General features: G+C 72.6%; 23 protein-coding genes. 10 read left to right on the forward strand and 13 right to left on the reverse strand.

Features of this window, described 5'->3' with window-relative positions; translation table 11 throughout:
* Window positions 1–134: 134 nt before the first annotated feature.
* Together OG698_RS30950 and OG698_RS30955 are read right to left on the reverse strand one after the other, a co-directional pair.
* Window positions 135–1487: a carboxyl transferase domain-containing protein gene (locus OG698_RS30950; protein WP_406106910.1), complete on the reverse strand. Its 1353-nt coding sequence runs from the start codon at window positions 1485–1487 to the stop codon at window positions 135–137.
* The gene (locus OG698_RS30955; protein ID WP_406106912.1) at window positions 1480–2928 is read right to left on the reverse strand and encodes an acyl-CoA synthetase; all 1449 of its coding nucleotides are present in this window, start codon (window positions 2926–2928) and stop codon (window positions 1480–1482) included. Before OG698_RS30955 ends, OG698_RS30950 begins: the two co-directional genes overlap by 8 nt.
* Before the next feature lie 168 nt (window positions 2929–3096).
* Between OG698_RS30955 and OG698_RS30960 the strand changes: the two genes are divergently transcribed.
* Complete coding sequence (locus tag OG698_RS30960; protein ID WP_399979906.1) at window positions 3097–3807, forward strand: FadR/GntR family transcriptional regulator; 711 nt, start codon at window positions 3097–3099, stop codon at window positions 3805–3807.
* Window positions 3808–3862: 55 nt separating this feature from the next.
* Here OG698_RS30960 and OG698_RS30965 read toward each other — a convergent pair whose 3' ends face one another.
* The 9 genes from OG698_RS30965 to OG698_RS31005 form a co-directional block, all read right to left on the reverse strand.
* Entirely contained in the window at window positions 3863–4471 is a 609-nt protein-coding gene (locus OG698_RS30965) for a hypothetical protein (protein ID WP_406106914.1), read from the reverse strand.
* A 23-nt stretch (window positions 4472–4494) separates the two neighbouring features.
* Window positions 4495–4725, reverse strand: coding sequence for a Trm112 family protein (locus tag OG698_RS30970; RefSeq protein ID WP_399979900.1), 231 nt, complete (start codon window positions 4723–4725; stop codon window positions 4495–4497).
* The gene (locus tag OG698_RS30975; RefSeq protein WP_406111385.1) at window positions 4712–5641 is read right to left on the reverse strand and encodes a hypothetical protein; all 930 of its coding nucleotides are present in this window, start codon (window positions 5639–5641) and stop codon (window positions 4712–4714) included. Before OG698_RS30975 ends, OG698_RS30970 begins: the two co-directional genes overlap by 14 nt.
* A gap of 14 nt (window positions 5642–5655) precedes the next feature.
* Window positions 5656–6387, reverse strand: a complete 732-nt coding sequence (locus tag OG698_RS30980) for a class I SAM-dependent methyltransferase (protein WP_406106916.1) — start codon at window positions 6385–6387, stop codon at window positions 5656–5658.
* Window positions 6384–7682 (reverse strand): condensation protein, encoded by a 1299-nt coding sequence (locus tag OG698_RS30985; protein ID WP_406106917.1) that lies wholly within the window; start codon window positions 7680–7682, stop codon window positions 6384–6386. The genes OG698_RS30980 and OG698_RS30985 overlap by 4 nt, the downstream gene beginning before the upstream one ends.
* Complete coding sequence (locus OG698_RS30990; protein WP_406106919.1) at window positions 7679–11785, reverse strand: alpha-(1->3)-arabinofuranosyltransferase family protein; 4107 nt, start codon at window positions 11783–11785, stop codon at window positions 7679–7681. The genes OG698_RS30985 and OG698_RS30990 overlap by 4 nt, the downstream gene beginning before the upstream one ends.
* On the reverse strand, window positions 11782–12531 hold the full coding sequence (locus OG698_RS30995; protein ID WP_406106921.1) for a class I SAM-dependent methyltransferase: 750 nt from the start codon (window positions 12529–12531) through the stop codon (window positions 11782–11784). The genes OG698_RS30990 and OG698_RS30995 overlap by 4 nt, the downstream gene beginning before the upstream one ends.
* Entirely contained in the window at window positions 12528–13679 is a 1152-nt protein-coding gene (locus OG698_RS31000; protein WP_406106923.1) for a glycosyltransferase family 4 protein, read from the reverse strand. The genes OG698_RS30995 and OG698_RS31000 overlap by 4 nt, the downstream gene beginning before the upstream one ends.
* Before the next feature lie 279 nt (window positions 13680–13958).
* Window positions 13959–14969 (reverse strand): DUF3068 domain-containing protein, encoded by a 1011-nt coding sequence (locus tag OG698_RS31005; RefSeq protein ID WP_406106924.1) that lies wholly within the window; start codon window positions 14967–14969, stop codon window positions 13959–13961.
* A gap of 188 nt (window positions 14970–15157) precedes the next feature.
* Here OG698_RS31005 and OG698_RS31010 point away from each other — a divergent pair, with 188 nt between their 5' ends.
* Both OG698_RS31010 and OG698_RS31015 read left to right on the forward strand, forming a co-directional pair.
* Window positions 15158–15310, forward strand: a complete 153-nt coding sequence (locus tag OG698_RS31010) for a hypothetical protein (RefSeq protein ID WP_406106926.1) — start codon at window positions 15158–15160, stop codon at window positions 15308–15310.
* 3 nt (window positions 15311–15313) lie between these two features.
* Window positions 15314–16606 (forward strand): helix-turn-helix domain-containing protein, encoded by a 1293-nt coding sequence (locus OG698_RS31015; protein WP_406106927.1) that lies wholly within the window; start codon window positions 15314–15316, stop codon window positions 16604–16606.
* 8 nt (window positions 16607–16614) lie between these two features.
* Here OG698_RS31015 and OG698_RS31020 read toward each other — a convergent pair whose 3' ends face one another.
* The gene (locus OG698_RS31020; protein WP_406106929.1) at window positions 16615–17550 is read right to left on the reverse strand and encodes an RNA polymerase sigma-70 factor; all 936 of its coding nucleotides are present in this window, start codon (window positions 17548–17550) and stop codon (window positions 16615–16617) included.
* A gap of 46 nt (window positions 17551–17596) precedes the next feature.
* The gene (locus OG698_RS31025; RefSeq protein ID WP_406106930.1) at window positions 17597–18340 is read right to left on the reverse strand and encodes an SDR family oxidoreductase; all 744 of its coding nucleotides are present in this window, start codon (window positions 18338–18340) and stop codon (window positions 17597–17599) included.
* 188 nt (window positions 18341–18528) lie between these two features.
* Between OG698_RS31025 and OG698_RS31030 the strand changes: the two genes are divergently transcribed.
* The 7 genes from OG698_RS31030 (at window position 18529) to OG698_RS31060 (ending at window position 25996) form a co-directional block, all read left to right on the forward strand.
* Window positions 18529–19305 (forward strand): IclR family transcriptional regulator, encoded by a 777-nt coding sequence (locus tag OG698_RS31030; protein ID WP_406106932.1) that lies wholly within the window; start codon window positions 18529–18531, stop codon window positions 19303–19305.
* On the forward strand, window positions 19302–20150 hold the full coding sequence (locus OG698_RS31035) for an SMP-30/gluconolactonase/LRE family protein (RefSeq protein ID WP_406106934.1): 849 nt from the start codon (window positions 19302–19304) through the stop codon (window positions 20148–20150). Before OG698_RS31030 ends, OG698_RS31035 begins: the two co-directional genes overlap by 4 nt.
* A 155-nt stretch (window positions 20151–20305) precedes the next feature.
* Entirely contained in the window at window positions 20306–21661 is a 1356-nt protein-coding gene (locus OG698_RS31040; protein WP_406106936.1) for an extracellular solute-binding protein, read from the forward strand.
* On the forward strand, window positions 21658–22599 hold the full coding sequence (locus OG698_RS31045; RefSeq protein ID WP_406106938.1) for a carbohydrate ABC transporter permease: 942 nt from the start codon (window positions 21658–21660) through the stop codon (window positions 22597–22599). Before OG698_RS31040 ends, OG698_RS31045 begins: the two co-directional genes overlap by 4 nt.
* Window positions 22596–23465, forward strand: a complete 870-nt coding sequence (locus OG698_RS31050; protein ID WP_406106939.1) for a carbohydrate ABC transporter permease — start codon at window positions 22596–22598, stop codon at window positions 23463–23465. Before OG698_RS31045 ends, OG698_RS31050 begins: the two co-directional genes overlap by 4 nt.
* Window positions 23466–23533: 68 nt before the next feature.
* Window positions 23534–24442, forward strand: a complete 909-nt coding sequence (locus OG698_RS31055) for an arabinan endo-1,5-alpha-L-arabinosidase (RefSeq protein ID WP_406111387.1) — start codon at window positions 23534–23536, stop codon at window positions 24440–24442.
* A gap of 45 nt (window positions 24443–24487) precedes the next feature.
* Window positions 24488–25996: an alpha-N-arabinofuranosidase gene (locus OG698_RS31060; RefSeq protein WP_406106941.1), complete on the forward strand. Its 1509-nt coding sequence runs from the start codon at window positions 24488–24490 to the stop codon at window positions 25994–25996.
* Window positions 25997–26016 lie beyond the last annotated feature (20 nt).

The raw sequence follows: 26016 nt of genomic DNA on the forward strand, positions 1-26016 counted from the left end.
CGCACCGTAAGCATCGTTGGTCACCGACGCCTCATGCAATTCCTGGCGACACGATCACCTGTTCCAGGGAACAACTGCTCCCCTGTTCGTATTTGCGAGGCCTCGTGATGCCCCGTCACGCCGTGCGGAGTTACTCACGGCGCCGTCCCCGCGATGCCGCGCACCACGCCCAGCTCCACCAAGTCCTGAGGCCTGAGGTGGAGTTGGTCGGCCGTCGCGTCCGTCTCGTCCGGGTCGCGTTTGAGGATCGCGGCGGCGAGTTCGGGCGCGATGACGGAGAAGTAGCTGTCCGGCGTCGCCCAGGTGTTCTCCGGTGCGGCCAGGGCGAGTGCCCCGCCCGAGCCGCCCTCGCCCACGACCAGCGTGGTGACCGGGACCGGCGACGCGGCGAGCGCCGTGAACAGGTCCGCGATGGCGGCGCCCGCCCCCGACCGCTCCGCCTCCGCGTCGTTGGCCGCACCTGGCGTGTCCACCAGCGTCAGCACGGGCACACCGAGCCGTCCGGCCAGCCGCACCAGTCGCGCCGCTGTCCGGTAGCCGGCCGGCCGTGTCGCCGTACCGAGCTGTGCGGCGTACGCGACCGTCCTGCCGTCCCGCGCGCTCTCCCCGAACCCGCACAGCACACCGTCGTCGGTGCCGCCGCAGCGGTCGCCGCGGACCGTGACCCGGGACGTGAAGTACGCGTCCAAGTACGCGTCGGCGCGGGGCCGTTCGGGAGCGCGGGCGCGGCTCACCGCGTCGCGGCCCGTGGCGGGCAGGTCGCCGCGGCCGAGGGCGTACGGGACCGGGGCGGGGTCGTCGGACGGGCGCGTGAGCAGGCGCAGCCACCCGGCGAGGGTCTCCGCCAGGTCATCGGGGCGCACCACCGCGTCGACCGCGCCTGCGGCGAACTGGCCGCGTGCCGAGTACGCCGCCGGGTCCGCGTCCGCCGGTCTGACCCGCGAGCCCGCGAAGCCCACCTGTGCCGAGTCGAGCGCCAGGATCACATCGGCGCCCGCGCCGAGCGTCGCCCAGCCGCCGCCCGTCGTCGGGTCGCGCAGGACCGCCACCTGCGCAAGCCCGGCCTCCCGCGTGAGCGCCGACTGCCGTGCCACGCGCTGGAGCTGGGTCAGCGCCCGCATGCCCTCCTGCATCCGGCTGCCGCCCGTCGCGACCAGCGGCACGACGGGGAGCCGGTGCGCGCGGGCGAAGGCGTACGCGGCCTCTATGCGGTCGCCGGTGCGCTCGCCGAGCGAGCCCCCGAGAAAGCCGAACTCGAAGGAGACCAGTACGGCCCTGGTCCCGCCGACCGACGCCGTCCCGCACACCACGGACTCGGCCTCGCCGGTGCGGGCGGTGGCCCGGGCCCGCGCCGCGTCGTAGCCCTCCCAGGAGAGCGGCCCGTCGGGCGCGTACGTGCCGTCGGGGGCGGGCAGTTCGGTGAAGGTGCCGGGGTCGGTGACGGCGGCGAGCGCCTCGCGGGCGGAGAGCCGCACGGCGTCAGCCACGGGGGAGCGCCCGCTTCATGATCTTGCCCATGTCGTTGCGGGGCAGCGCCTCCAGGTAGCGCACCACGCGCGGGCGCTTGTGCGGGGCGAGCCGGTCGGCGACATGGGAGGCCAGCTCGTCGGCGGCCGGGGGCTGCTCGGCGTCGGCCGGGACGATCCAGGCCACGATGCGCTCGCCGAGGTCGTCGTCGGGCTCGCCGGTGACGGCGGCCTCGCTCACCCCGGGGTGCTCGAGCAGCGCGTTCTCGATCTCGCCCGCGCCGATCTTGTAGCCGCCGCTCTTGATGAGGTCGGTGGCCTTGCGGCCCACGATGCGGACATAGCCGTCCGGGTCGCGGACCGCCATGTCGCCGGTGCGGAACCAGCCGCCGTCGGCGAACGCGCCGGCCGTCGCGTCTGGCCGGTTCAGGTACTCCGTGAAGAGGTTGGGGCCCCTGACCTGGATCTCGCCGACCGCCTCCGGGTCGCCGGCCGGGATCTCCGTGACGCCGTCGTCCTCCACGAGCCGCACCGAGACACCTGGCAGCGGCACGCCGACCGTGCCCGCCCGCGCCTCGCCGTCCGCGCGCACGCTCGTGTTCATCAGGGTCTCCGTCATCCCGTACCGCTCGATGACGCGGCGGCCCGTCGCGGCGGCGATCCGCTCGTGGTCGTGCACGGGCAGCGCCGCGGAACCGGACACCAGGAGCCGCGCCCCCGACAGGGCCTTCACCAGCTCCGGCTCGGCGGGCAGCGCCTCGGCGATGCGGTGGTACATCGTCGGCACCCCGAACAGCATGGTCGCCCCGCTACCGAGCTCGCGCGCCACGCCCTCCGTGCTGAACCGGCCCAGGTGGCGCACCGATCCGCCGCGGCGCAGGGGGCCGAGGATCCCCAGGATGAGGCCGTGCACGTGGAACAGCGGCAGGCCGTGCACGAGGACGTCGTCGCCGGTCCACTCCCAGGCGTCCTGGAGCGCGTCCAGGGTCGAGGTGACCGCGCGGCGCGGCAGGACCGCGCCCTTGGGCGGGCCCGTGGTGCCGGAGGTGTAGACGACGAATGCGGGCGCCGAGGCGTCCGGCTCGGGCCATTCGCGGGTCGGGCCCGACGCGTCCACATCGATGCCGACGAACCTCAAGTCGCCGAGCGCGTCCGGGAGTTCGGTCCCGGGCGCGGCGAGCACGACGTCCGGGGCGCTGTCGGCCACGATGTGCGCCAGTTCGCCGCCGCCCGACTTCGGGTTGAGCGGCACGGCGGGCACGCCCGCGAGCAGCGCCGCGACCACGCCGACGGCGGTCTCCAGGGTGGGCGTCGCCCACACGGCGGCCCGGCTCGCGCCGTCGAGGCGCGCGGCCAGGGCTCCGGCCGCCGAGGCCAGCTCCCCGTAGGTGAGGGAGCGGTCGCCGAAGCGCAGGGCGGGGCGGTCGGGGTCGTGGGCCAGGGCGGGGAAGAGCAGGGACACGGGTGGCGCTCCTAGCGGCGGTCGACAGTGACGGCAGTGGCCAAGTGGCTGAACCAATGTGGGGGTGGCGTCGCCCGTACGTCAAGGATGCGCCGAAAGATTGGTTCAGCCACTGGGCCATTTGTTCGGCCCGCTGTTACGCTGCGGAACCCCAGGGAGGAGGGCCCCATGACCGACGCACTGCGGCCGATGACGGCCAGGCCGCGCCTGTACGAGCAGGTCCTCGACCGGCTTCGCTCCTACGTCGCCGAGGGCGGCCTGCGCGCCGGTGACCGCCTCCCGCCCGAGCGCGACCTGGCCGCCCGCCTCGGCGTGAGCCGCGCCTCCGTGAAGCAGGCCATCACCGTCCTGGAGGTCCAGGGCCTGGTGGAGGCCCGGCACGGCGGCGGCACGTACCTCATGCGCGACAGCCTCGACGCGGAGCCCGTCGAGCGGATGGTGGAGCGCCGGCGCCGGCTGCCCGACGTCCTGGAGGCGCGCGAGGCCCTGGAGACCAAGCTCGCCGAGCTGGCCGCCGAACGCCGCACCGACGAGGACCTCGCCGCCCTGCACGCGGCGCTCGACCGCATGGTGGCCGACATCGAGCAGGGCGGCCACGGCGTCGAGGGCGACCGGCTGTTCCACGCGGCCGTCACCGCTGCCGCCCACAGCGCGCTCCTCGCCGAGTTCATGCGGTCCATCGCCGACCAGGTCACCGAGTCCCGCACCGAGTCCCTGCGTCAGCCGCGCCGCCCGGCCCGCTCCCTCGCCCAGCACCGGGCGATCCTCGAAGCGATCGAGACGGGCCGCCCGGCACAGGCCGCGGCGGCGATGCGCCGCCACGTACGGACGGTGGCGAAGGTACGGCTCCTGGACTGGGACCCGGACGAGGGCGAGTAGCCCCCCCGCAAGGACCCCGCAAAGACCCCGCAATGGGGTTGCCGACCAGCCGGCTTCAGCCGGTGAGTGTCCACCGCTGGAGCAGTCCGTAGGTGAACTCCGCCTTGACCTCTCGAGGCGTCCCCTCCGTGTCCGGCGCCGTGAAGGCGAGACCCCAGCGCGTGGGCGCCGAGCCCTCCAGCGGGCGGGCCGGAGGGAACGCCTCGGACACCTCGTCCACGGTGCAGGACCAGGGCACGAGGTCGTCGAGGGTGCGGAGCGCGGGCGCGGGTGCGCCGGGGGCCCGCACCAGCCACTCGTTCCACACCGCGCCGTTCGGGCCGGCCAGCGCCTCGAAGAGAAGACCGGGCCAGAGCGGCACGCTCCATTGCAGGGCCTCGCACGTCACGTCGCCGATGTGCCGGGTGACGGTGTGCTCGGGGGCGCCGAGGAGCGAGCGGTACAGGGACCGTGTGGTGAGCGGGCCTCTCACATGGCGCCTGGCCTGGTAGCGGCGGTTCGCCTCCCGCATCTGTGCCACCGTCGCGCCGAGTTGCCGGCGCGCGTCCTCCACAAGGTCCGGGTTGTGGTCCGCCATGCGGCGCAGCAGGACCAGCTGGAAGTCGGTGACCGTGAAGGGCTCGCCGGTGGGGGCGGGCGTGCGTCGCGCTGACATACGGTCCATGGTCGCGCACGGCGGCCGCGCCGTCAGGGCGACATCCGATCGAGCAGCCGCTCGTGCTCGTCCTCCGGGACCTGCTCGCCCGACGAGGGCAGGAGCTGGGGGATGCCGTCGACGATCGGGTAGCGGCGCCGCAGCCGGGGGTTGTAGAGCGCCTCGCCCGACAGAAGGGCGTCGTCATCGGGCGGGAGGAGATGCAGGGGACCCTTGTCGAGCGGGCAGGCCAGGATCCTCAGCAGCGGGTCATCGGGCTTCACGGTGGGCCAACTCCTTTGCGGGCGAGGGTGTTCGGGGCGGCGGTTCGTCGTGCTTCGGCATGAGGAGCAGTACGGACACGGCGAGGAGCGTGCCGGTCAGGCGCAGCACGAGCGCCACCGGTTCGCGTGGCAGTGACTCGCCGAACGCGAGCGTGCCGAGCACGGCCGTGAACAGGCACGTCACCGTCGAGCACACCGGCACGATCAGCGAGGCGCGGCACCGCTGGAGCGCCGCCTGCGACATGACGAGCCCGAACCCGCCCGTGCACAGCAGGAGATAGGGGTAGGGCGAGGTCAGCAGGTGCAGCGCGGCAGCGCCGAGCCGGTCCGTGGTCAGATACCCGGCGACCCCCTTGATGGCCAGCGAGCTCACGCCGTAGAGCAGGCCCACCGCGACCCCGTACTCGACGCCGGTCGTCGGGAGGCGGTGCCGGCGGCGCGTCCTGCGCTCGGCGAGGCCGTACAGGAGCAGCCCCGCCGCGAGCGTCGGCACGCACACCCCGAGGATCAGCGCGGCGGGCGCGCCCTTGCTGACCGTGTCGCTGCCCTGCCGCAGGGACAGTACGACCATGAGGAGCGCGGCGAGGATCGCCCCGATCGCGTACCGCTCCCGGCCCGTCGTCCGCTCCCCGAGGAGCGCCGAGGACAGGAGCAGCAGCAGGACGAGGCCGGAGACGAAGATGGCCTGCGCGGCGGCGATGGGAAGCGTTCTGTAGACGGCGAGCTGTGCCCCGAACCCGGCGGCCAGGGCCAGGGAGCCGCCGAGCCAGAGGGGACTGCCGGCGACGAGGCGCACCAGGTGGGCCGGGCGGCGCACGCTGATCTGCGGCAGCGCGGCGAGCGCCCGCTTCTCCAGGACGAACCCGGTGCTGTAGAGGACGTTCGCGAGGAGCGCCGCGCCGACGCCCCACCACATGGCGGTCATCCCGCTCACGTCTTCCTGGCGTGCAGCAGGAGGATCGACGAGAGGGAAGGGGCCGCGCAGGCGAGCCGGTCCAGGGGACGCAGCGGGCGCGGCACCCCGTGGAAGGGCGCGCCCGTGACCCGTACGACGTCGAAGCCCGCCGCCGCCACGAACGACCGCAGCGCGCGGGCCGTGTACAGCCGCAGATGGCCCACGACCTCGCTGCCCGGGCGGCCGTGCACCGCGCGCAGGCTGACCTCGGAGAAGACGGGCTGCACACCGGCGAGGAGCAGGGCACGGTTGTACCAGGCGGCGAGGTTCGGCGTGGACAGCATGAGATGGCCGCCGGGGCGCAGGATCCGGCGGATCTCGTCGAGCGCGGCATCGGGGTCGACGAGGTGCTCGATCACCTCGCTGAACAGGACGGCGTCGGCGGAGCCCGCCGCGAACGGCAACCCGCTCGCGGTGAGTTCACCCCGCACCACGTCCGGGATTCGGGCCCTGGCCCGCTTGAGGGCGTCCTGCGACCAGTCGACGCCGACGATGCGGTGGCCCGCGAGGAGCGGCGCCGCGGTGGCCGCGGCCTGCCCGTCGCCGCAGCCGATGTCGACGACCGTGGCGGGGAAGGGCGCGGGCCTGCCGAGGGCGGTGGCGAGCGCGCGGGCCTGGCGGTGGGAGCGCTGTGCGCCGGAGGCGACCGGGGTCGCCGGGTCCTCGTAGAAGTCCCGCAGCCCCGGCGGGGCGGACGTGGTGGTCATGGCGTCGCCTCCTGCGTCGCGTGCAGGTAGTGCTCGAACAGGTCAAGCAGCCGGTCGCCGTCGCCCGGTCCGAGCAGGGCGCGCGACCAGCGCAGGGCGAGGTGCAGCCGGCCCGCCGTGGACGCGGTCGTCACGGTCAGGCCGCGCGGCATGCGCGCGGGGGCCGAGAACCAGACGGCGTGGGCGCGGCCCGCGTCGCCGAAGTCGAGCGGGTAGGGGACGCGGCCGATGTTGCTGAGCAGCGTGGTCGACGTCCAGGGTGCGGCGGCCCTGCGCAGCCCGCGCGTGACCGCGGCGCGCCAGGCGACCGGGGCGAGCGGAGCGGTGAGGAGGGCGGCGCCGTGGCCGAGCTGGGGCCGGTCGAGGGCCTTGAGCGCGCGGGTGCGCACCGAGGTGCGGTGCAGCAGGAGCGGGATGCCCGTAGGCGCCAACTCCTGTGGTTCGAAGGTGACTTCGACGAGCCGGGTGCCGTTGCCGATCGGCATGTCCGCGCCCCGGGGCCGGTCGTCCACCGGCATCGTGATGCGCAGGGGGCGCGGGCGCGCGCCGTGCTCCCTGTTCCAGTGCGTGATCATCAGGGCGGTGGCGGCCATGAGCTGGTCGTTGACGGTGTACGGGGCGCCGGCGGGCCGGTGCGGCACGGGCAGGTCCGCGACGAGGAGGCCGTTGCCGGGCGAGAGGGCCGACGAGGGATCGGGGGTGCCGGGGGCGACGCGGGCGGGCGGGGTCCACGGCGAGGGCCCGCGCAGGGCGGGCCCCGGCGCCCCGGGCGGCGCCCTGTGTGGCGGAGGCGCGCCGGGGGCGTCGTCGTGCCCCCCGTAGATCTCGGCCGCCGTCGCGAGAACGCGCAGACAGGCCGGGCCGTCCAGCGCGGTGTGGTTGATGGTGAGGAAGAGGACCGCGGCACCGTCCTCCCGCTGCCGCACCACCTCCAGACGGATCGGCGGCGACGCGGTCAGCGGCGGGGCGTGCGTCAGCGCCCGCGTCCTCGCGTCCTTGAGCGCGTCCGGCCCCGGCGGCGGGAAGGCGACCACGTCCACATCGGGCCCGCGGGTCAGCTCCCACTCGTAGCGCCGCCGGTACCAGGGGCCCGCCGCCTCCCGCATCAGGATGCGCGGATGGCGGCGCAGCGCCTCGGCGAACGCGGCCTTCAGGCATGCGGGGTCCGGAGCGCCCGGCAGGTGGACCTCGATGTGGACGGTCTCCGGCTCCTCGTCCTGGAGACAGTGCCGGGCGACCTCGTCGACCACGGGGAACGGGACGCGCCGCGGCGCGGGCGGGGCCGGAACGCTCATGCTTCGCCTTCCTGCGACGGGCCGGCCGCGGTGTCCGGCGGCCTGCGGGTGGTCGCCAGCGCCGCGAACAGGGCGATCAGCGCGAGGAGTTGGGCCACCGGGCCGAACGCGCCCGCGGCCGACCGGGACGGCTCCCCGGCCCCCACCGCGGCGGCGACCCCCGCGCCCGCCATCGCCAGGAACGCGATCGGGACGAGGAGTGCGTGCCGCCGCCACGCCACGAGCGCGAGCGCCGGGACGAGCAGCGCGAGCGGGCCCGCGATCACCGCGCCGACGAGGGTGAGCGCCACCGTGCCGAGCAGCAGCCCGGGCGGCGGGGCGGGCGGCATCACATCTGTAGCCGCGGCGCGCCGCCGGAACAGGGCGATCCCGGCCAGCGCGAGCACGCCCGCGGCCCCGCCGAACAGCCCGGCCTCGTACGTCCGCGCCGGCTCGTAACTCAGCTTCACGGTGCCGCCCGCGCCCTGGGGGACGAGGAAGCCCTGCTGCCAGCCGTCCAGGCGCAACGGCGTCAGCTCCTTGCCGTCGAGGGTCGCCTTCCAGCCGTCGTTCACGTTCTCGTACGTCGTCAGATAGGTGGCGGGGCCGGAGCCGACGGTCACCTCCTTGCGGTCGCCGAGCCAGTCGCGGATACGCAGATCGCGGCCGGCGGGCGGGGCGGCAGAGGGCGCGTCGGTGCGGGTGAGGGTGGCGTCGGTGAGACGGAGGGGGCCCTTGTCCTGCGGTGTCTCCAGGGTGTGGGTGCCGGCCGGGAGTTCGAGCGATGCGGGGGCTTTCCCGCACCGGGTGACGGTGATCGGGCGGCGCTCCACCAGGTCCCTGACCGACCCCTGCGCGCGCGTCGCGTACCGCGTCCCGTCGACGGTGACCTCGGGCCCCTTGCCGCAGGACAGGCTGAACGTGCGGGTCGGGGACGGCTGCGGGGTGCGGTACTGGTCGAGCGCCGGGAGGTACGCCTCCGTCAGCCCCACCGGCAGTTGCAGATCGGCGTCCGCCACCGGGTTGTGGACGGTGAGGGGCGCCGTCGCGGTGACGGTGATGTCCAGTCGGTCCGTGGTGATCGGGTCGAAGCGGGCCACGCCGTTCTCGTCGACACCCGCCACCGCCGCTCCGTCCGGCGAACTGATCTCGATCTTCTCGGGCCGGGTGGACAGGCCGCCCGCGGCGGCGAGTACGACCTCTCCCACCGGCTGCTTGTCCGGCCAGCGCAGATGGATGGTGGGCCGGTCGCCCGCGATCCACGCCGTGGTCAGGTCGCCGTCCGTGAGGTTGCGCGCCGACAGATCGCCGCCGAGCGCGGACGTGGAGTCCGCGGTGGCCGTGATGCGGCGGCGCTGATCGGGCGCCACGTCGTAGAGGAGCTTGTCGAACGCGTCGCCCGGAGCGGGCCGCGCGCTCGCCTTGAGGGTGTACGCGCCGCCTTCGGCGGTCGTGAAGCGGCGCCCGAGGTTCGGCTCCTCGGTGGTCGCGTGGAAGCTGAACTGCTGTGCGTCCGTGGAGTCCTGGGGCAGCCGCAGCAGCCGGGTCACCTGGACGCCGGGGATGTCGACGTCGGAGAAGCCCGCGCCCGCGAGCCCCGTGTGCCCCGCCTGCGCGTCCAGGATCGTGATCCGCAGCCAACTGCTGTTTCCCTCAGGAGCCTTGACGGTCTGGCGCCTGCCGTTCGCCTGAAGGGTGGAGGTGGCCGAGCCGATTTCCGTCTGTACGCGGATCCGGGTCGGCGCGGCCCGGACTCCCTCCTGCGGCAGGGGAGTCACCTGGAGCGTGCCGGGCACGGGTGTCTTCGCGGAGAACGCGATCCGCAGCCACTGCCCGTCGGGCGTGCCCGGTGTGCCCTCCGCCCACGCCGTGTCCGGGTCGCCGTCGAACGCGTTCACCGGGTCGTACTGCGGCAGGTGGAACAGCCAGTTCCCGCTCGACGACGCCGTGACCTGCGCGGCCCCGCGCAGCACGGCGGTCGTCTGATGACGGACCCCCTCGCCCGGCAGGATCTGCCGCGGCTTCGCCCCAGGGTCCTGCGTGCTGCCCGGGGAGTTCCGTTCGGTCGGTGTGTACGTGTACGAGGTGTTGGAGCCGACCAGACCGAAGCGGGTGTCCGCGCGGCGGAGTCCGTCACCGGCCGTGCGCAGCGCGGGCGTGCCGATGCCCGGGTGGTTGTCGCCGGCCAGGACGGTGGGCCGGCCGCGCATCCCGGGGTCGGCGGACAGCGGCAGGAGCGCCTCGGGGCCGCCGCTGACCTCCGCGGTGCCGGAGACCGGCAGCAGGGCTGCCTGCCCGGGGTTGCGCGCGGAGCCGGGCGCGTAGATCTCCACCGCGCGCCGGCGCGGATAGAGGCCCTCGATCTGGAGCGGGGTGCCCTCGGAGATGCGCCCGCCGGTCGTGACGGGCCCGAACCCGGTGACGCGCCGGTACCCGGACTCCTCCAGGGTGCGCCTGACGGTCGCGGTCGGTACGTAGCCCAGCTGGTCGGGGTCGAGGTCGTTGCGGACGACGACGTAGTGCAGGCCCGCCCTGCTCAAGTAGTCCTGGAGGCCCGGGACCTCACCTCCGGTGGTCAGGGCCTGCTCGACGGCGTCGAGGGCGCGGCGGTTGCCGGGTGTGCCGAACGGTACGTAGTCGCGCTGCGCCCAGCGCGAGTCGGCGAGGACGTCGAGGGGCTGGTCGATGGGGGAGCCCCAGGTGTAGATGCCGTGCGCGGTGGCGGGCACGACGAGGGCGCGCGAGTCGGTCGAGTGCTTCTTCAGCCAGTGCGCGGTCGTGTCCCAGTACGCGGGCAGGGTGCGGAACGAACCCGGTTGCAGGATCGAGCCGTTGAGGTAGGGCCAGGCGAGTCCCGGCAGGATGAGCACCGCCGCCACGAGGGGCGCGTACCGGCGGTGGCGCAGGGGGCGGGCGCCGCGCGGCTCGGCCGCGACCGCCGTCACATGCGTCAGCCCGAAGGCGAGGGCGAGCCCCAGGCCGGTCTGGAACTTGTAGATGTTGCGGAACGGGACCAGGCCGCCGTTCAGCCAGGACTGCACCGTGGAGTGGAAAGGCGCGCCGAGCGCACCGCCGTAGCCCGCGAGCGTGATCAGCGCGACCGTGAGGACCGTCAGGACGAGCCAGCGGCGTTCCGGCAGATCGCGGCGGGCGAGCCCCGCGAGCCCGAAGGCCGCCGCGAGCGCCGAGCCGACGACGGTCACGGCCGCCGTCGCGACCGTCCATCCGGCCGGCAGCCAGGCCTCGCCGAAGTGCAGATACGCCACCCAGTTCCCGGCGCCGCGCAGGGACTCGGCGGCCGACATGGTGCCCGTCGTGGTCTGCGAAGTCTCCACGTACGGAAGGAAGTTCTCGCCGTAGACGCCCAGGAGGAGGAGCGGCAGGATCCACCAGGCCGTCGCGAGGATCACCGACGGGGTCCACCACGCGATCAGCTTGCGGCGGCGCGGGCCCGGCGGGCGGGACAGGAGGTAGAGGCCCACCGGGAGGAGGGAGGCGAGCGTGGCCGCCGCGTTCACCCCGCCCATGAACGGGATGAGGAGCGCCGAGCGCGTCGCCGCGACGCGTGCGCTCGTGCGGTCGTTCGTGAGCGGCAGCAGCACCCACGGAAGGAACGCGCCCGGCAGGACGGCGGCCGACGTCGAGCCGACGACGATGGTGAACGCCGGCCACAGCGCGTAGGCCACCGCGCCGAGCAGCCGGGTGCGCGGGCTGCCGATCTTCAGGCGCTCCGCGAGGCGCAGGGCGCCCCAGAACGCCACGGTCACGATGATCGACAGCCACAGCCGTTCGGCCAGCCACACCGGCAGATGCGTCAGGCGCGCCAGCCCGTAGTAGGGCAGCATCGGGAACGAGTAGCCCACGTACTGGTCGAAGATCCCGCCGAAGCCCGCCCGGTCGTGCCACAGGTCGCCCAGGTCCGTGAGGAACTTCCACGGGTCGAGCGCGACGCCCAGCTTCGTGTCGAACGTCATGCGCCCGGGCGACACCGCCACGAACAGCACGAACACCGTGGCCCAGAAGGCCAGCAGCCAGCGCCTCGAGCGCGGCCCCCGCCCGTGGCCCGGCCGGGAGTGGGCGGGGCGGGCCGCTGCCGGGGGCGGCGCCTGGACCGTGCTCGTCATGGAGAACACCGCCGGAGGATGAGGAGGAGGTTCCAGGTGGCGAACTCGCGCACCCCCGGCACCTTCGCGACGGTCGCCGCGAGGAACGGCCAGTAGCGGGAGCGCGCGGAGACGACGGTGATGTCGTCACGGGCCCTGACCTGGCGCAGCGTCGGGCCGATGTGATGCGCGAAGAGGTTCTCGCCGAGCGTGTGCTTGGGCGGCCTGCCCGTGCGCCGCTGATAGCGGGCGCCGGCCCGGTCGGCGCCCAGGTAGTGCCAGGGCGCCCACTCGTGACCGCCCCACGGGGACAGCCAGTTGGTGAACGAGAGATAGACGATCCCGCCGGGCCGCGTCACGCGGACCAGCTCGCTGAGAAATGTCTGCGGGTCCTCCACGTGTTCCAGGACGTTCGAGGAGAAGGTGACGTCGGCCGCGCCCTCCGCGAGCGGCAGCAGATAGCCGTCCGCGACGACTGCGGGAGCGGACGGCCGCTCGCCCAACTCCCTTGCGTCGGGCTCGAAGAGGAAGCCGTGCGCGCCGCGCCGCCGGAACTCCCGCGTGAAGTAGCCGGACCCGCCGCCCACATCGACGACGACTTTTCCGCGTACGTCGCCGCAGACCGCCTCGACCTGGTCGGCGGCGTCGCGGGCCAGCAGCGAGTAGCAGGCCTCGGGGTCCTGCTGTTCGCGCAGGAACGCGCGGAACAGGGCGAGTGAGCGGCGCAGCGACGGGTCGGGCGGGGACGTCCGTGTCGAGTGCGTCATGGCGTGGGGCTCCTCACCGCCTCGGCGGCCACGGCTCTGAACTGCCGCACCGTGTGCGCCCAGCGGAAGGTCGCGGCGCGTTCCTCGGCGGCCTTGCCCATCAGCCTCCGCCGCTGACCCGACAGGGCCAGCGCGCACCAGGCCGCCGCGAACGACGACTCGCCGCGCGCGAGGAGACCCGTGACGCCGTCCTCCACGGAGTCGCGCAGGCCCGGCACGTCGAAGCCGATCGCCGGGGTCCCGCGCGCGGCGGCCTCCGTGACGACCAGGCCCCAGCCTTCCACGGCGGAGGGGTGCAGCAGCAGCCATGCCTCGCACAACAGCCGGTTCTTCTCGGCCTCGGAGACATGGCCCCTGAACTCGACGCCGGGGCCCGCGAGTTGTTCGAGCCGTTCCCGCTCGGGCCCGTCGCCGACGATCAGGAGCCGGCCGCCGGTGACCGGCCGCACCCGCTCCCACAGCCGCAGCAGCAGATCGATCCGCTTGTACTCGACGAGCCGGCCCATCGCGAGGAAGAGCGGCTCACGGGAGCGGTCCGCGCGCGGGCCCGGCTCCTCGACGCCGTTGTGGACGACGCGGATGCGCTCCCGTTCGACGCCGAGCGCCCGCAGCGCGGCCGCCGTCGACGGCGAGACGGCCACCAGCAGACCGCGGCGCTCGGCGCCGGACAGCGCCCAGTGCTCCAGTCTCCGCCCGAGCCGCGCGGCCGGCGCGAGCGGCCCGCCGAAGCGCATGCGCCACAGATCGGTGTGGACGTGGTTGACCAGGCGCAGCGTCGGGCCGCGGTGCCACAGCGGTGCCAGGTACGGCATGCCGTTGCACACCTCCACGAGCAGGTCGCAGTCGCCGACCTGGCGGGCGAAGGCGGAGCGCGCCCGCAGATAGTGGCCGAGGTCGCCGCCCGCCGACACGACGCGGTAGTCGCGGAACGCGGCGGGTCCGCCGCACAGGAGCGTCACCTCGTGTCCCAGGCGGGTCAGCCCGTCGGCCAGCCGGTCGACGAGGAGTTCGGAGCCGCCCGCGGCCGGATTGCCGAGGTCGCGGTGGGCGAGGAAGACGATCCGGCGCGGCGGTGGGGGAAGCGCCGGGTGGGGACGCGCGTCGCCCGGGTGGGGCGTGCGCAGGGGGGTGGGCACGTGCTGGGGCATGGGTGCTCCAACTCGTCTCGGGGTGCGGAACTGTGTGGGGGGACTTGCGCTGGGCGTTTCAGGAATGCCTTTGCGGTGCCGTTGGGGATGCCTTCACGGGGCTGGCTCAGGCTGCGGAACGGGGTGCCGGGGCGGCGGTCACGGAGGAGCTGTGCCGGGGCTGTGCGGGGGCCGTGCCTGAACTGTGCGGGGGGTGGGGTGGGACAGTTTTCGCCGAGCTGTTCGATGCGGCTACTCACCGAGGTGACAAATTCTCAGCTTTCCGGAGCTGACGTCTCATCACATCGTGGAGGGTTCCAGCACTGTTGGGGACGAATCGGGATTCGACGGCCCCCTCCCGCCCGTACCGCCCCGTCCGCCCCTGCCCCGTACGACGAACACGGCACCCAGTGCCGCGAGCACCAGGCCGGCCGCGCCCGCCGTGAGCGGGAGCGTCGTGCCGAGGAGGTGGAGCCGGCCGCTGTCGTCGTCGGCGAGAGCGACCTGCCGGCGCTGTGTGGCCGGGGTGAACGCGATGCGCTCGCTGTCCAGAAGTACCACCGCGTCCTTCGCCGAACCGGGGGCGCGCAGCGTCTTGCGCGGGCCGATCGCCGCGTAGACGATCCGGCCCGTCTTCTTGTCCACGACCAGCTCGATGCCGTGGTTCGCGTACCACTCCTCGGCCAGGACCTGATTCCGCTTCGGCTGTCCCACGATCGTCCCGGGCACCAGGCGCGACCCGGTCCTCGTGGCGGGGACGGTGCCGGTGAAGCGGTAGCCCTCGTAGCCCTGGACCTGCTTCGTGCCCCGGTAGGAGAGCGTGACCGTCGCGCCGAGCGTGTTGTCCCACCAGCGGTAGGCGCGCTTCTGCACGTCGAAGGGGAACTTGAGGTAGGCCTCGCCCTCGAAGGACGGCTGCTCGCCGCAGCAGTGCACGGGTGCGTTGGTCCTGCGGTCGGTGACCCAGCGCTCCAGGGTCCACTGGAGCGCGTCGTGCGGGTCGGCCGCGGGCAGCGACGCGTCGGTGTCGACGGACGTGGACACGTCCCACACCGCCCGGCCGCTCTTCTCGGACGCGGCCACATCGCCGCGCACCTGGCGCGTGACGGTGATCCTCCTGCCGCGCACGGTCTTCACCGCGCCGGTGTCGAAATAGCTTCCGGTTCCGGTGAACACGGTCGTCGTGTCGACGTCGACGGGGGTGCGTTCGGCGCGCGGCTCGACGTACCACGCGAGCAGTGGGGCCAGGGCGAGCAGGAACGCGCCGAGACCCAGTGTGAGCAGGGAGAATGGTGAGACTGTCCGACGCATCCGGCACTCCTGGGGTGGGGGAGGGAGGTCTGGTGCGGGCGCAACGCGGCTTTGGGCCGGGAACCGTAGGCGCACCCTTGACGGAGTGTCAATGCATTGCAGACACTGGGCACTTGCCGGAACGGGGCCCGGCAGGGGACTGCGCAAAGGGTGGGGATTCGACCTCCGAACGAGAGGCTGACCCTGCGATGAACCGACTGCTCGCCGCCGCCCTGACCGTCGCGGCAGGCGCCGTGCTCGCCCTCGGCGCCTCCCTGGGCGTCGTCGCCCTCCTGGACGCCACCCCGGACCAGCCGAACGTGCCGCTCGTGACGTACGAGACAGCCGGCCGGGAGCGTTGAGGGGTGCCCCCCGTTCCGTCCGTCGGCCCCGCGACCCACAGCGCCGTGCGGCCCGAGCGCTCGGCCTGGCGCGATGTGCCCCGGCTCCAGGTGAAACGGTTCGCCGGGCTCGCCATGGCCGAGGCGCCCGCCCTCGCGGAGGACATCCTGCGGGAGATCCGCCGCGAATACCCCCATTTACCCCTCGTGCTCGACGAGTCCGGCGAGCCCATGGCGCTCGTCGGCATCCGCAGAGCCATCGAGGGCTTCGTGCAGCTCCAGCTCGCCGACGCGGAGGACCGGCCGCGCTCCCACCCGGCCGTCTTCCAGGAGTTCGGCCGCGGCCAGAGCCTGCACGGCCGCAGCCTCGACTCCCTCCAGGCCATGTACCGGCTCGGCGTCCGCCTGGCCTGGCGCCGCCTCGCCGAACTCGGCCAGCGGGCCCTCATCCCGCCGCCCGCCATGTACGAACTCGCCGAGTCGGGATTCGAGTACCTCGACGGACTCGTCGACCAGTCCGTACGCGGCTACGCCGAGGCCGCCGCCCGGCAGGCCGGCGAACGCCTGCGCCTCCAGCGCAAACTCATCGACCTGCTCCTCACCGAGCAGACCGAACACCCCGGCCACGGCGAACGCGGCGGCGCCGCCCCGCCCGACCCCGCGCGGGCCCTCGCCGAACGGGCCTCCCGGATCGGCTGGCCCCTGCCCGGCCGGGTCTCCGTCGGAGTGCTCCTGCGCCCCGCGCGCGAGGCGGTCGCGCCCGCCGTCGGACAGGGCGTGCTCCTCGACATGGAGACCGAGCAGCCCCGCATGGTCGTGCCCGACCCCGACGCGGCGGGCCGCCCCGAACTCCTGCGCCGCGCCATGGCCGGCTGGTCGGGCGCGATCGGCCCGCCGGTCCCGCTGTCGGACGCGGCGAAGTCCCTGCGCTGGGCCGAGGCGGCTGTCCGGCTGGTGGAGCGCGGGCTGCTCCCGGCGGGCGAGGTGCTCCACTGCACCGAACACACCCAGGCCCTCGTGCTCCTCCAGCCCGAGGAGCTCATCGACGACCTGTCGCGCCGCGCGCTCGCACCCCTCGCCCACTGCGGCCCCACCCACGCCCGCCGCATGGCCGACACCCTCCTCGCCTGGCTGGAGACACGCGGCGGCGCACCCGAGGTGGCCGCCCGCCTCGGCGTCCACCCGCAGACCGTCCGCTACCGGCTGCGCCAGATCCGCGAGCTGTGGGGCGACGAGATCGACGACCCGGACCGCCGCTTCGAGCTGGAACTGGTGTTGCGGGCGCGGCGGTTGAGGGATCTGCCCGGAGGGCCGTGACCGGTCCGTCAGCCCTTCGGCTGTCGGCGGGCCTGCCGCACCTCGCGGTCGACCGCCCATGGGTCCGACACCGGGCCCAGGTGCCCGAGCTTGTCGGGGTTGATCACCAAGCGGATCGTCTGGATCTGCCCGTCGAGCACGTCGAGGGTGACGGTGTTGAGGACCCCGCCGTCCCGGTCGCGCAGGATCGCGCCCGGCTGACCGTTCATCTCGTGCGGCTCGGACGTCACGTCGATCCGGAACATCACGGGGAAGACCGAAGCCAGCAGCCGGGCCACGTTGCTCGCGCCCGCGACGGGCCTGGCGAGCTGCGGGGCGTTGCCGCCGCCGTCGCCGACCAGGGACACATCGGCGGCGAGCAGCGCTTGCAGGCCGTCGACGTCGCCCTCCCGCAGCGCGTCGAAGAACCGCGCCGCCAGTTGCTCCCGCTCCTGGCGGTCGGCCTCGAACCGGGGCCGGCCCGCGTCCATGTGGCGCCGCGCCCGCACCGCGAGCTGGCGGCACGCGGCCTCCGAGCGGTCCACGGCCGAGGCGATCTCGGGGAAGCCGAACGCGAACACCTCCCGCAGCACGAAGACCGCCCGCTCCAGCGGGCTGAGCCGCTCCAGGAGCAGCAGCGCCGCCATGGACACCGAGTCGGCCAGCTCCGCCGAGCGCGCCGGATCCTCATAGGGGTCGGACAGGAGCGGCTCGGGGAACCACGGCCCGACGTACGCCTCCCGCCGCACGCGGGCCGAGCCCAGCACGTCGATCGAGATCCGGGTGATGGTGGCCGACAGGAACGCCTTGGCCGACCTGGGCTGTGTCGTCGACGCCGCGAAGCGCAGCCAGGTCTCCTGCACCGCGTCCTCGGCCTCGCCCACACTGCCCAGGATGCGGTAGGCGATCGAGAACAGCAGCGGCCGCAGCTCCTCGAACTCCTCGAACTCCTCGACCCGTCTCACGCAAGTTCCTCCCCAGCCTCGGCGGAAAACCCGCACCCGTAGATCATCACCATGCGACGGGACCGAGGCGGTCGGTGAAGGTTCCGCTCGGCCCGTCAGCGTCGAGCAGCGCGAGCCGGACGATCGAGTCGGTGCCCTCGGTCACGGTCAGCACGCCGGTGTGGCCGTTCATGTCGGTGGCGGCGAAGGTGCGGTTGGCCACTTCGCCGGGAGTGACGGCGTTGAACTTGATCCCCGGAAGCGCCTGCGCGTACCGGACGGTGAGCATGTTCAGCGCCGCCTTCGACGAGCTGTAGCCGAGCTCGTGGATCTTCGAGAAGGGCTGCTCCGGATCGGTCACGGTCGCGAAGGAACCGCCGGCGCTCGACACCATCACCACCCGCGGGTTCTCCGCCGCCTGAAGCAGGGGGAGGAACGCCTGCGTGACCCTGATCGGTCCGTACACATTGGTGTCGTAGACGGCATGGATGTCGTCGGCCGTCGCGTCCGCGGGCGCGGTCCCCTTCCCCGGCGCTCCGGCGTTGTTGACGAGGACGTCCAGCCGGTCGGTGTGCTCGCGGACGAGTCGTACGGCTGCGGCCACCGACTCGTCCGAGGTCACGTCCAGCGGGACCGTCACCACGTTTGCGCCACCGGCGGCCAGCTTGTCGGCGGCCGCCCGCCCGCGGTCCTCGTCGCGCGAGCCGAGGAAGACCGTCCAGCCCAGTTCCCCGAGCCGCCGGGCCGTCTCCAGGCCAAGTCCCTTGTTGGCGCCGGTGATGAGTACCGAGATCTGCTCCGTGTTCGTCATGCCCCCTAAGACGATCAGGCCCCCTCGGCTGTGACACGCGTACGGAGCATGTGAGCGCCGTCACAAGGTTGCGACCCGGTTCGCGGAGGCACCTGCGGGCCCATTGCCCCCTCAACGCGGCTGTGAGTAGCCTATGTTCGCTATACCGACCGACTGTTGAAATTTCGAACATAGAGAGGGGGCCGGCCGTGGGGCGTCTCGTACCCGCCGTGACCCGGGCTCTCGACATACTCGAGCTGTTCCTGGACGGGGACGGCACCCTGTCCGCCCCGGACATCGTCCGCAAGCTCCAGCTGCCGCGCACCACCGTGCACGAGCTGGTCACGACGCTGACCGCCCGCTCCTACCTCGTGACCGTCCCGGGCGAGCCCGGCCGCTACCGCCTGGGCGTGCGCCCCTACCAGCTCGGCAGCCGGTACGCGGAGCAGCTCGACCTCGCCGCCGAGGGCCAGCAGGTGGCCCGCGAGGTCGCCGAGACCTGCGACGAGACCGTGCACGTGGCGATCCTCGAGGGCACCGATGTCATCTACATCGCGAAGGTCGACAGCACCCACGCCGTGCGGATGGTCTCCGCCGCGGGGCGCCGGCTGCCCGCGCACTGCACCTCCGTCGGCAAGATGCTCCTCGCCTCGCTGCCGCAGCCCGAGCTGGCGGCCCGTGTCCCCGACGACGCCGAGCTGATGGCGATGACGGAGAACAGCATCACCGACCCGGCCCTCCTGCGCGAGGCCCTCGCCGGTATCCGGGAGCGGGGTGTCGCCGTCGAGAGCCGCGAGTCCAATCCGGACGTCAGCTGCGTCGCCGCCCCCGTGCGCGACCGCTCCGGACGGGTCGTCGCCGCTCTCTCGGTGTCGGTGCCGATGATCCGCTGGAGCGAGTCGCGTGAGGACGAGCTGGCGCAGCTCGCCGTGAAGGGCGCCGCCGACCTGTCGGGGCGGCTCGGGTACCGGGGGGCCGGCCGATGAGGCCGGAGGTGGCCGTCCGCGCGGAGGCCACGCTCGGGGAGGGGCCCACCTGGGACGCGGAGGCCGGCCGGCTGATCTGGGTCGACATCCTCGGCAGCCGGGTCCACACGTACGACCCCGCGACCGGGCGCCGCACGGTCATGGCCACCGAACAACACGTCGGCGCGGCCAAGCCCCGGGCGGGCGGCGCGGGACTCGTCGTCAACCTCCGTGACGGCATCGGCCTGTACGGGCCCGGCGGCAAGGACTTCCGCTGGCTGCACCGGGACCCCGTGCCGGGCCGGCGCGGCAACGACGCCGCCGTCGCCCCCGACGGCTCGCTCTGGGCCGGCAGCATGGCGTACGACGAGACGCCGGGCGGCGGCAACCTCCTGCGGATCGCGCCCGACGGGACCGCCACCGAGATCCTCGGCGACGTCACGGTCAGCAACGGCACCGGCTGGAGCCCCGACGGCACGCTCATGTACTACGTCGACACCCCGACGCGGCGCGTCGATGTTTTCGATGTGGACGGTCAACAGGTCGTGCACAGGCGGGAGTTCGCGGTCGTCGAGGAGGGGGCGGGCCACCCCGACGGGCTCACCGTCGACGCCGACGGCTGTGTGTGGGTCGCCCTCTGGGACGGCTCGGCGCTGCGCCGCTACACCCCGTCCGGCGCGCTCGACCGCGTCGTGGAGCTGCCGGTGAAGCGCCCCACCGCCTGCGCCTTCGGCGGCGCGGACCTCGCCGACCTGTACGTCACGTCGGCGCGCGTCGGCCTCGACGCCCCGTCCCCGTACGCCGGTTCGCTGCTCGTCCTGCGCGACATGGGCCGCGGTCTGGCGCAACCCGCGTTCGAGGGCTGAGCCCGGAGCGAGCGTTTCGAAGGTGCGGGACCCCCACGCGGGTGGGGGGCCCGCACCTTTGTGTTGTGCAACCCATTGACGTCGCCGCGTCCCGAATCTACGGTCCGTTCGAAGTTACGAGCATCATTCGATATTTCGAACAGTAAGGGCAGGGAATGGGACGACCTGGCCTGAACCGCAGGCAACTCATGGCCGGAATAGGCGGGTTGACCGTGGCGGGCAGCATTGGCTTCGCGGCGCTCGGCACCGGCGCCGACGCGCTCGCCTCCGGCGCGGACACCCGTGTGCGCTACTGGAACCTCTTCAGCGGCGGCGACGGCTACAACATGATCGCGATGCTGGACGCCTTCCGTAAGGCGAACCCCGGCATCGACGTGAAGGACTCGACCCTCCAGTGGGGCAACCCCTTCTACACCAAGCTCGCCATGGCGGCCGCGGGCAACCGCGCGCCCGACCTCGGCGTCATGCACCTGGGCCGTGTCACGGGCTTCTCGCCCGGCCGTCTCCTGGACCCCTGGGACATGGACCTGCTCGCCAAGTACGGCGTGCGGGAAGCGGACTTCAACCCCAGGCTGTGGAAGCGCGCCGTCATCGACGGCAAGCTCTACGCCCTCCCGCTCGACATCCACGTCCAGCTCTGCTTCTACCGCAAGGACGTCCTGAAGAAGACGGGGCTGATCGGAGACGACGGCAAGCTCGTCCCGGTCACGTCGGTCGACGACTGGTTCGGCATGCTGAAGGAGGCCAAGAAGGTCACCAGGAAGGGCCTGCAGACCATCGGTCTGTGGATCAACGACCAGAACTTCCAGTGGTGGTTCTTCGTCGCCTTCTACACCCAGCTCGGCGGCACCTGGTTCAACGCCGACAACACCGAGGTCACCTTCGACGCCGACAAGGCCACCCAGGTCCTGGAGTTCCTGCGCCGGCACGTCGCCGACGGGTACGCCAACCCGGGCATGGGGACCGTCGGCGCCGAACAGTTCGTCAACGGCACCCCCTTCACCTGGGAGGGCAACTGGTCCGTCCCGGTCTTCTCCGGCGCGAAGCTGGAGTACGGCGCGACCCCGCTGCCGCCCGTGTTCGGCCGGCAGGCCACCCACGCCGAGTCGCACTCCTTCGTGCTGCCGCACCAGGCCGGCCGCGGCGGCGCCACCAACGAGGGCGCGCACCAGCTCGCCGCGTACGTCGTCAAGCACGCCCGGCAGTGGGCGGCCGGCGGCCACATCCCCGCCTACACGCCGACCCTGTCCACGGCCGCGTACAGGAAGCTCGAACCGCAGCACGAGTACGCCGGCGCCATGGATCACCAGGCCAACGAGCCGAAGGTGTGGTTCGCGGGCTCCACCGGCATCCTCGCCCAGGAGGTCGGCCCGACCGTCGTCTCCTCGACCGTGGGCTCCGCCAAGCCGGCCGCGGCCGCCGCCCGCATGAGGAAGCAGCTCGTCAAGCTCCTCGCCATGAAGAACCCGATGGACGGGCACACCGCCGCGCAAGGAGGTGCGGTCGCATGACGACGACCAGCGCTGAGACCGTCATCGCCCCGGCGCGGGCGAGGACCGCCGCGTACAGCGCCACCGTCCGCCGCAAGCAGGGTTTCCAGCACGGCGGCTGGTTCGTGGCCCCGTTCCTTCTTCTCTTCGTCCTGTTCGTGATCTGGCCGCTGGTGCGCGGCGTCTACCTCAGTCTCACCGACGCCAACATCTCCGGCGACGCGGCGAGCTTCATCGGCCTCGACAACTACCGCGAGGCCCTGCACGACTCGATGATGTGGGACTCGCTCGGCCGCAGCGCCTACTTCACGCTGCTCGTCGTCCCCTGCATCACGGTCCTCGCCTTCCTCCTCGCGATGCTCGCCCACCACATCGAGCGCGGAAAGTGGCTGTGGCGGCTGTGCTTCTTCATGCCGTTCCTCCTGCCGTCCACCGTCGCGGGCAACCTGTGGCAGTGGCTGTTCAACCCCGGTACGGGCATGGTCAATTACGTCTTCGGCCTCGACACGCCCTGGCTGACCGACAAGTCGTACGCCATGCTCGCCATCGTCATCGAGACGCTGTGGTGGACGGTCGGGTTCGCGTTCCTGCTCTATCTGGCCGCGCTCCAGGGCATCCCCGGCCACCTCTACGAGGCCGCGAAGCTGGACGGTGCGAACGCCTGGCACCGGATGGTCCACATCACCCTGCCGATGCTCCGCAACATCACGGGCCTGGTGGTCGCGCTGCAGATCCTTGCCTCGCTGCAACTCTTCGACCAGACCGTCGTGATGATGGACTTCGGCCCTGGGCCGGAGAACAGCACACGCTCCTTCGTCCAGTACACCCTCGAAGAGGGCTTCACCAGCTACCGCGTGGGCTACGCCTCCGCCATCTCCATCATCTTCTTCGTGCTCATCGCGGCCGTCGCCCTCGCGCGGATGTGGCTGCTGCGCAACCGTGAGGAGGGCGCGCGATGACCACCGACGCCGCGCAGATACCCATCAGGTCCCGTACACGCAAGGCCTGGACGCCCAGCCAGATCGTGCTCACCCTCCTCGGTGTCGCCGTCTCCGCCGTCTTCCTGGCGCCGCTCGCCTGGGCCCTGTTCACCTCGCTGAAGTCGGAGACCGAGGCCGTCGAGGTGCCGCCGCACTGGCTGCCGAAGGAGTGGACCGGCCAGGCGTGGAAGGCGCTCTTCGAGACCGGCAACATCACCGACTGGTTCGTCAACTCCCTCGTGGTGTCGGTCTGTGTGACCGCGATCGTGCTGACGGTGAGCGCGCTCGCCGGCTACGGCTTCGCCCGCACCGATTTCCGCGGCAAGAACGTCCTGATGGGCGTCGTCATGGCCGGACTCATGGTCTCCCCGGCGGTCCTCGGCGTGCCGCTGTTCACCACCGTCCAGCAGATGGGGATGGTCGACACGTACTGGGGCATGATCCTGCCGCAGTGCGCGCCGGCCGCGATGGTCTACATCCTCTACAAGTTCTTCCAGGGCATCCCCAAGGAACTGGAGGAGGCCGCGTTCATCGACGGCGCCGGACGCTGGCGGGTCTTCTTCACCATCGTCGTGCCGCTCGCCCGGCCCTCGCTCGCGGCGGTGGGCATCTTCACCTTCATCGCGTCGTGGAACAACTTCCTGTGGCCCTACATGGTCACCAACAACCCTGACCTGATGACCATGCCGAACGGCATCGCGACCGTCATGAACTCGTACGGCATCCAGTGGGCCCAGCTGATGGCCGGCGGCCTCATGGCGGGTCTTCCGCTGATCGTCGTCTTCGTCTTCTTCCAGCGCCAGATCGTGGCGGGTGTGGCCCACACAGGATTGGCGGGACAGTGACCGTACGCGCAGTGGGCAGACCCCTGGCGGCCGTGGCGGCCGCCGCCCTTCTCGCCCTGCTCCCCACGATGGCGCAGGCCGACGCCGCCTACCCGGACCCGCAGGCGATCACCGGCCAGCAGATCGTCCACGACCCGACGGTCATCAAGCTCAAGTCCGGTCAGTACGTGGCCTATTCGACCGGCGGTGTCATCGGAGCCCGCCTCTCGAAGGACCGCGTCCACTGGACCGACGAGGGCAACGCCTTCGCCGCGCCCCCGAGTTGGTGGTACGAGTACAACGACACCGGCGACCCGTGGGCCCCCGACATCTCCTACCGCGACGGCACGTACTGGCTCTACTACGCGGTCTCGTCCTGGGGTACGAACCACTCGGCGATCGGCGTCGCCACCTCCGCATCGGGTCTCCCAGGTACGTGGACGGACCACGGCAAGGTGTTCAGCTCCGGGACCACCGACACCTGGAACGCCATCGACCCGGCGGTCGTCCGGGCCGACGGGAAACTCTGGATGAGCTTCGGCTCGTACTGGTCCGGCATCCGCATGGTCGAGCTGAACCCGCGGACCGGCAAGGCGATCGAGGGCGCGACCGTCCACCATCTGGCGACCCGCCCCGACGCCCCGTACGCGGTCGAGGGCCCGGCCGTCGTCCACCACGGCCGCTACTACTACCTCTTCGCCTCGTACGACGCGTGCTGCTCCGGCGTGAACTCCACGTACAAGATCCGGGTCGGCCGCTCGACTTCGGTCACCGGCCCGTACGCGGACGAGGACGGCACCCCGCTCCTGGCGGGCGGCGGCACGCTGCTCCTCGCCGGGCACGGCCGGTTCGTCGGCACGGGGGGCGAGTCCGTCTTCCGCGACAAGGGGCGTGACGTACTCGCGTACCACTACTACGACGCCGGCGACTCCGGCACCCCCAAGCTCGGCCTCAACGAGCTGAGCTGGGGCAAGGACGGCTGGCCGGCCGTCCGCTGACACGATCCGCGCCAACCGATGGACCAAGCCACCCCTGAGGGAGACATGACCCGCACCGCACGCTTCGCCCTCGACCCCGCCTTCGCGGTCGGCACGGTCGACCCCCGGCTCTTCGGCTCCTTCGTGGAGCACCTGGGCCGCTGTGTCTACACCGGCATCTTCGAGCCGGACCACCCCACCGCCGATGAGGCGGGCCTGCGCCAGGACGTCCTGGAACTGGTCCGCGAGCTCGGCGTCACCGCCATCCGCTATCCCGGTGGCAACTTCGTCTCCGGCTACAAGTGGGAGGACTCGGTCGGCCCCGCCGAGGAGCGCCCGCGCCGCCTCGACCTGGCCTGGCGCACGACGGAGTCGAACCGTTTCGGCCTGTCCGAGTACATCGCGTTCCTGAAGAAGGTCGGCCCGCAGGCCGAGCCGATGATGGCGGTGAACCTCGGCACGCGCGGCGTGGCCGAGGCGATAGAGCTCCAGGAGTACGCCAATCATCCGGCGGGCACGGAGCTGTCGGACCGCCGCATCGCCCACGGCGACAAGGACCCCTTCGGCATCAGGCTCTGGTGCCTGGGCAACGAGATGGACGGCCCCTGGCAGACCGGCCACAAGACGGCCGAGGAGTACGGGCGGCTCGCCGCCGAGACGGCCCGGGCGATGCGCCAGATCGACAAGGACGTCGAGCTGGTCGCCTGCGGCAGCTCGGGCCAGGGCATGGACACGTTCGCCGAGTGGGAGGCGAAGGTCCTGCAGGAGACCTACGACCTGGTCGACTACATCTCGCTCCACGCGTACTACGAGGAGCACGACGGCGACCGCGACTCCTTCCTGGCGTCGGCGGTCGACATGGAGTCGTTCATCGAGAACGTCGTCGCCACCTGTGACCACGTGGGCGCGCGCCTCAAGTCGAAGAAGAAGATCAACCTCTCCTTCGACGAGTGGAACGTCTGGTACATGTCGCGCACGGACGCCGAGGTCTCGGCGCTCGACTGGCCTCAGGCCCCGCGCCTCCTGGAGGACGTCTACTCGGTGACGGACGCGGTCGTCTTCGGCTCGCTCCTCATCGCGCTGCTGCGCCACGCCGACCGTGTGACGGTCGCCTGCCTCGCCCAGCTGGTCAACGTCATCGCCCCGATCATGACCGAGCCCGGCGGCGCGGCCTGGCGCCAGACGACGTTCTTCCCGTTCGCCCAGGCCGCCAGGTACGGGAGGGGCGAGGTCCTCGACGTCCGCGTGTCCGGGCCGACGTACGACACGCGGCGCCACGGCAGCGCGGACCTGCTGCACGCGACGGCGGTCCGTGCGGAGGACGGCACGGCCACCGTCTTCGCGGTCAACCGCAGCCAGACGGATTCCCTGCCACTCGAAGTGAGCCTGCATGGCATGGAGTTGAGTGAGGTCGTCGAGCACTCGGTGCTGTCCGACGCCGACCCGGACGCCCGCAACACCCTCGCGGAGCCGGAGCGTGTTGCGCCGCACGCGGGTACGGGCACGACGCTCGAGGACGGCACGCTCAAGACGACTCTTGAGCCGCTGTCGTGGAACGTGATCCGGCTCGGCTGATCCACGGCGTCGGCCACTGA

Origin of the sequence: Streptomyces sp. NBC_01003, from assembly GCF_045162695.1 — a bacterium.
Classification (GTDB): domain Bacteria; phylum Actinomycetota; class Actinomycetes; order Streptomycetales; family Streptomycetaceae; genus Streptomyces.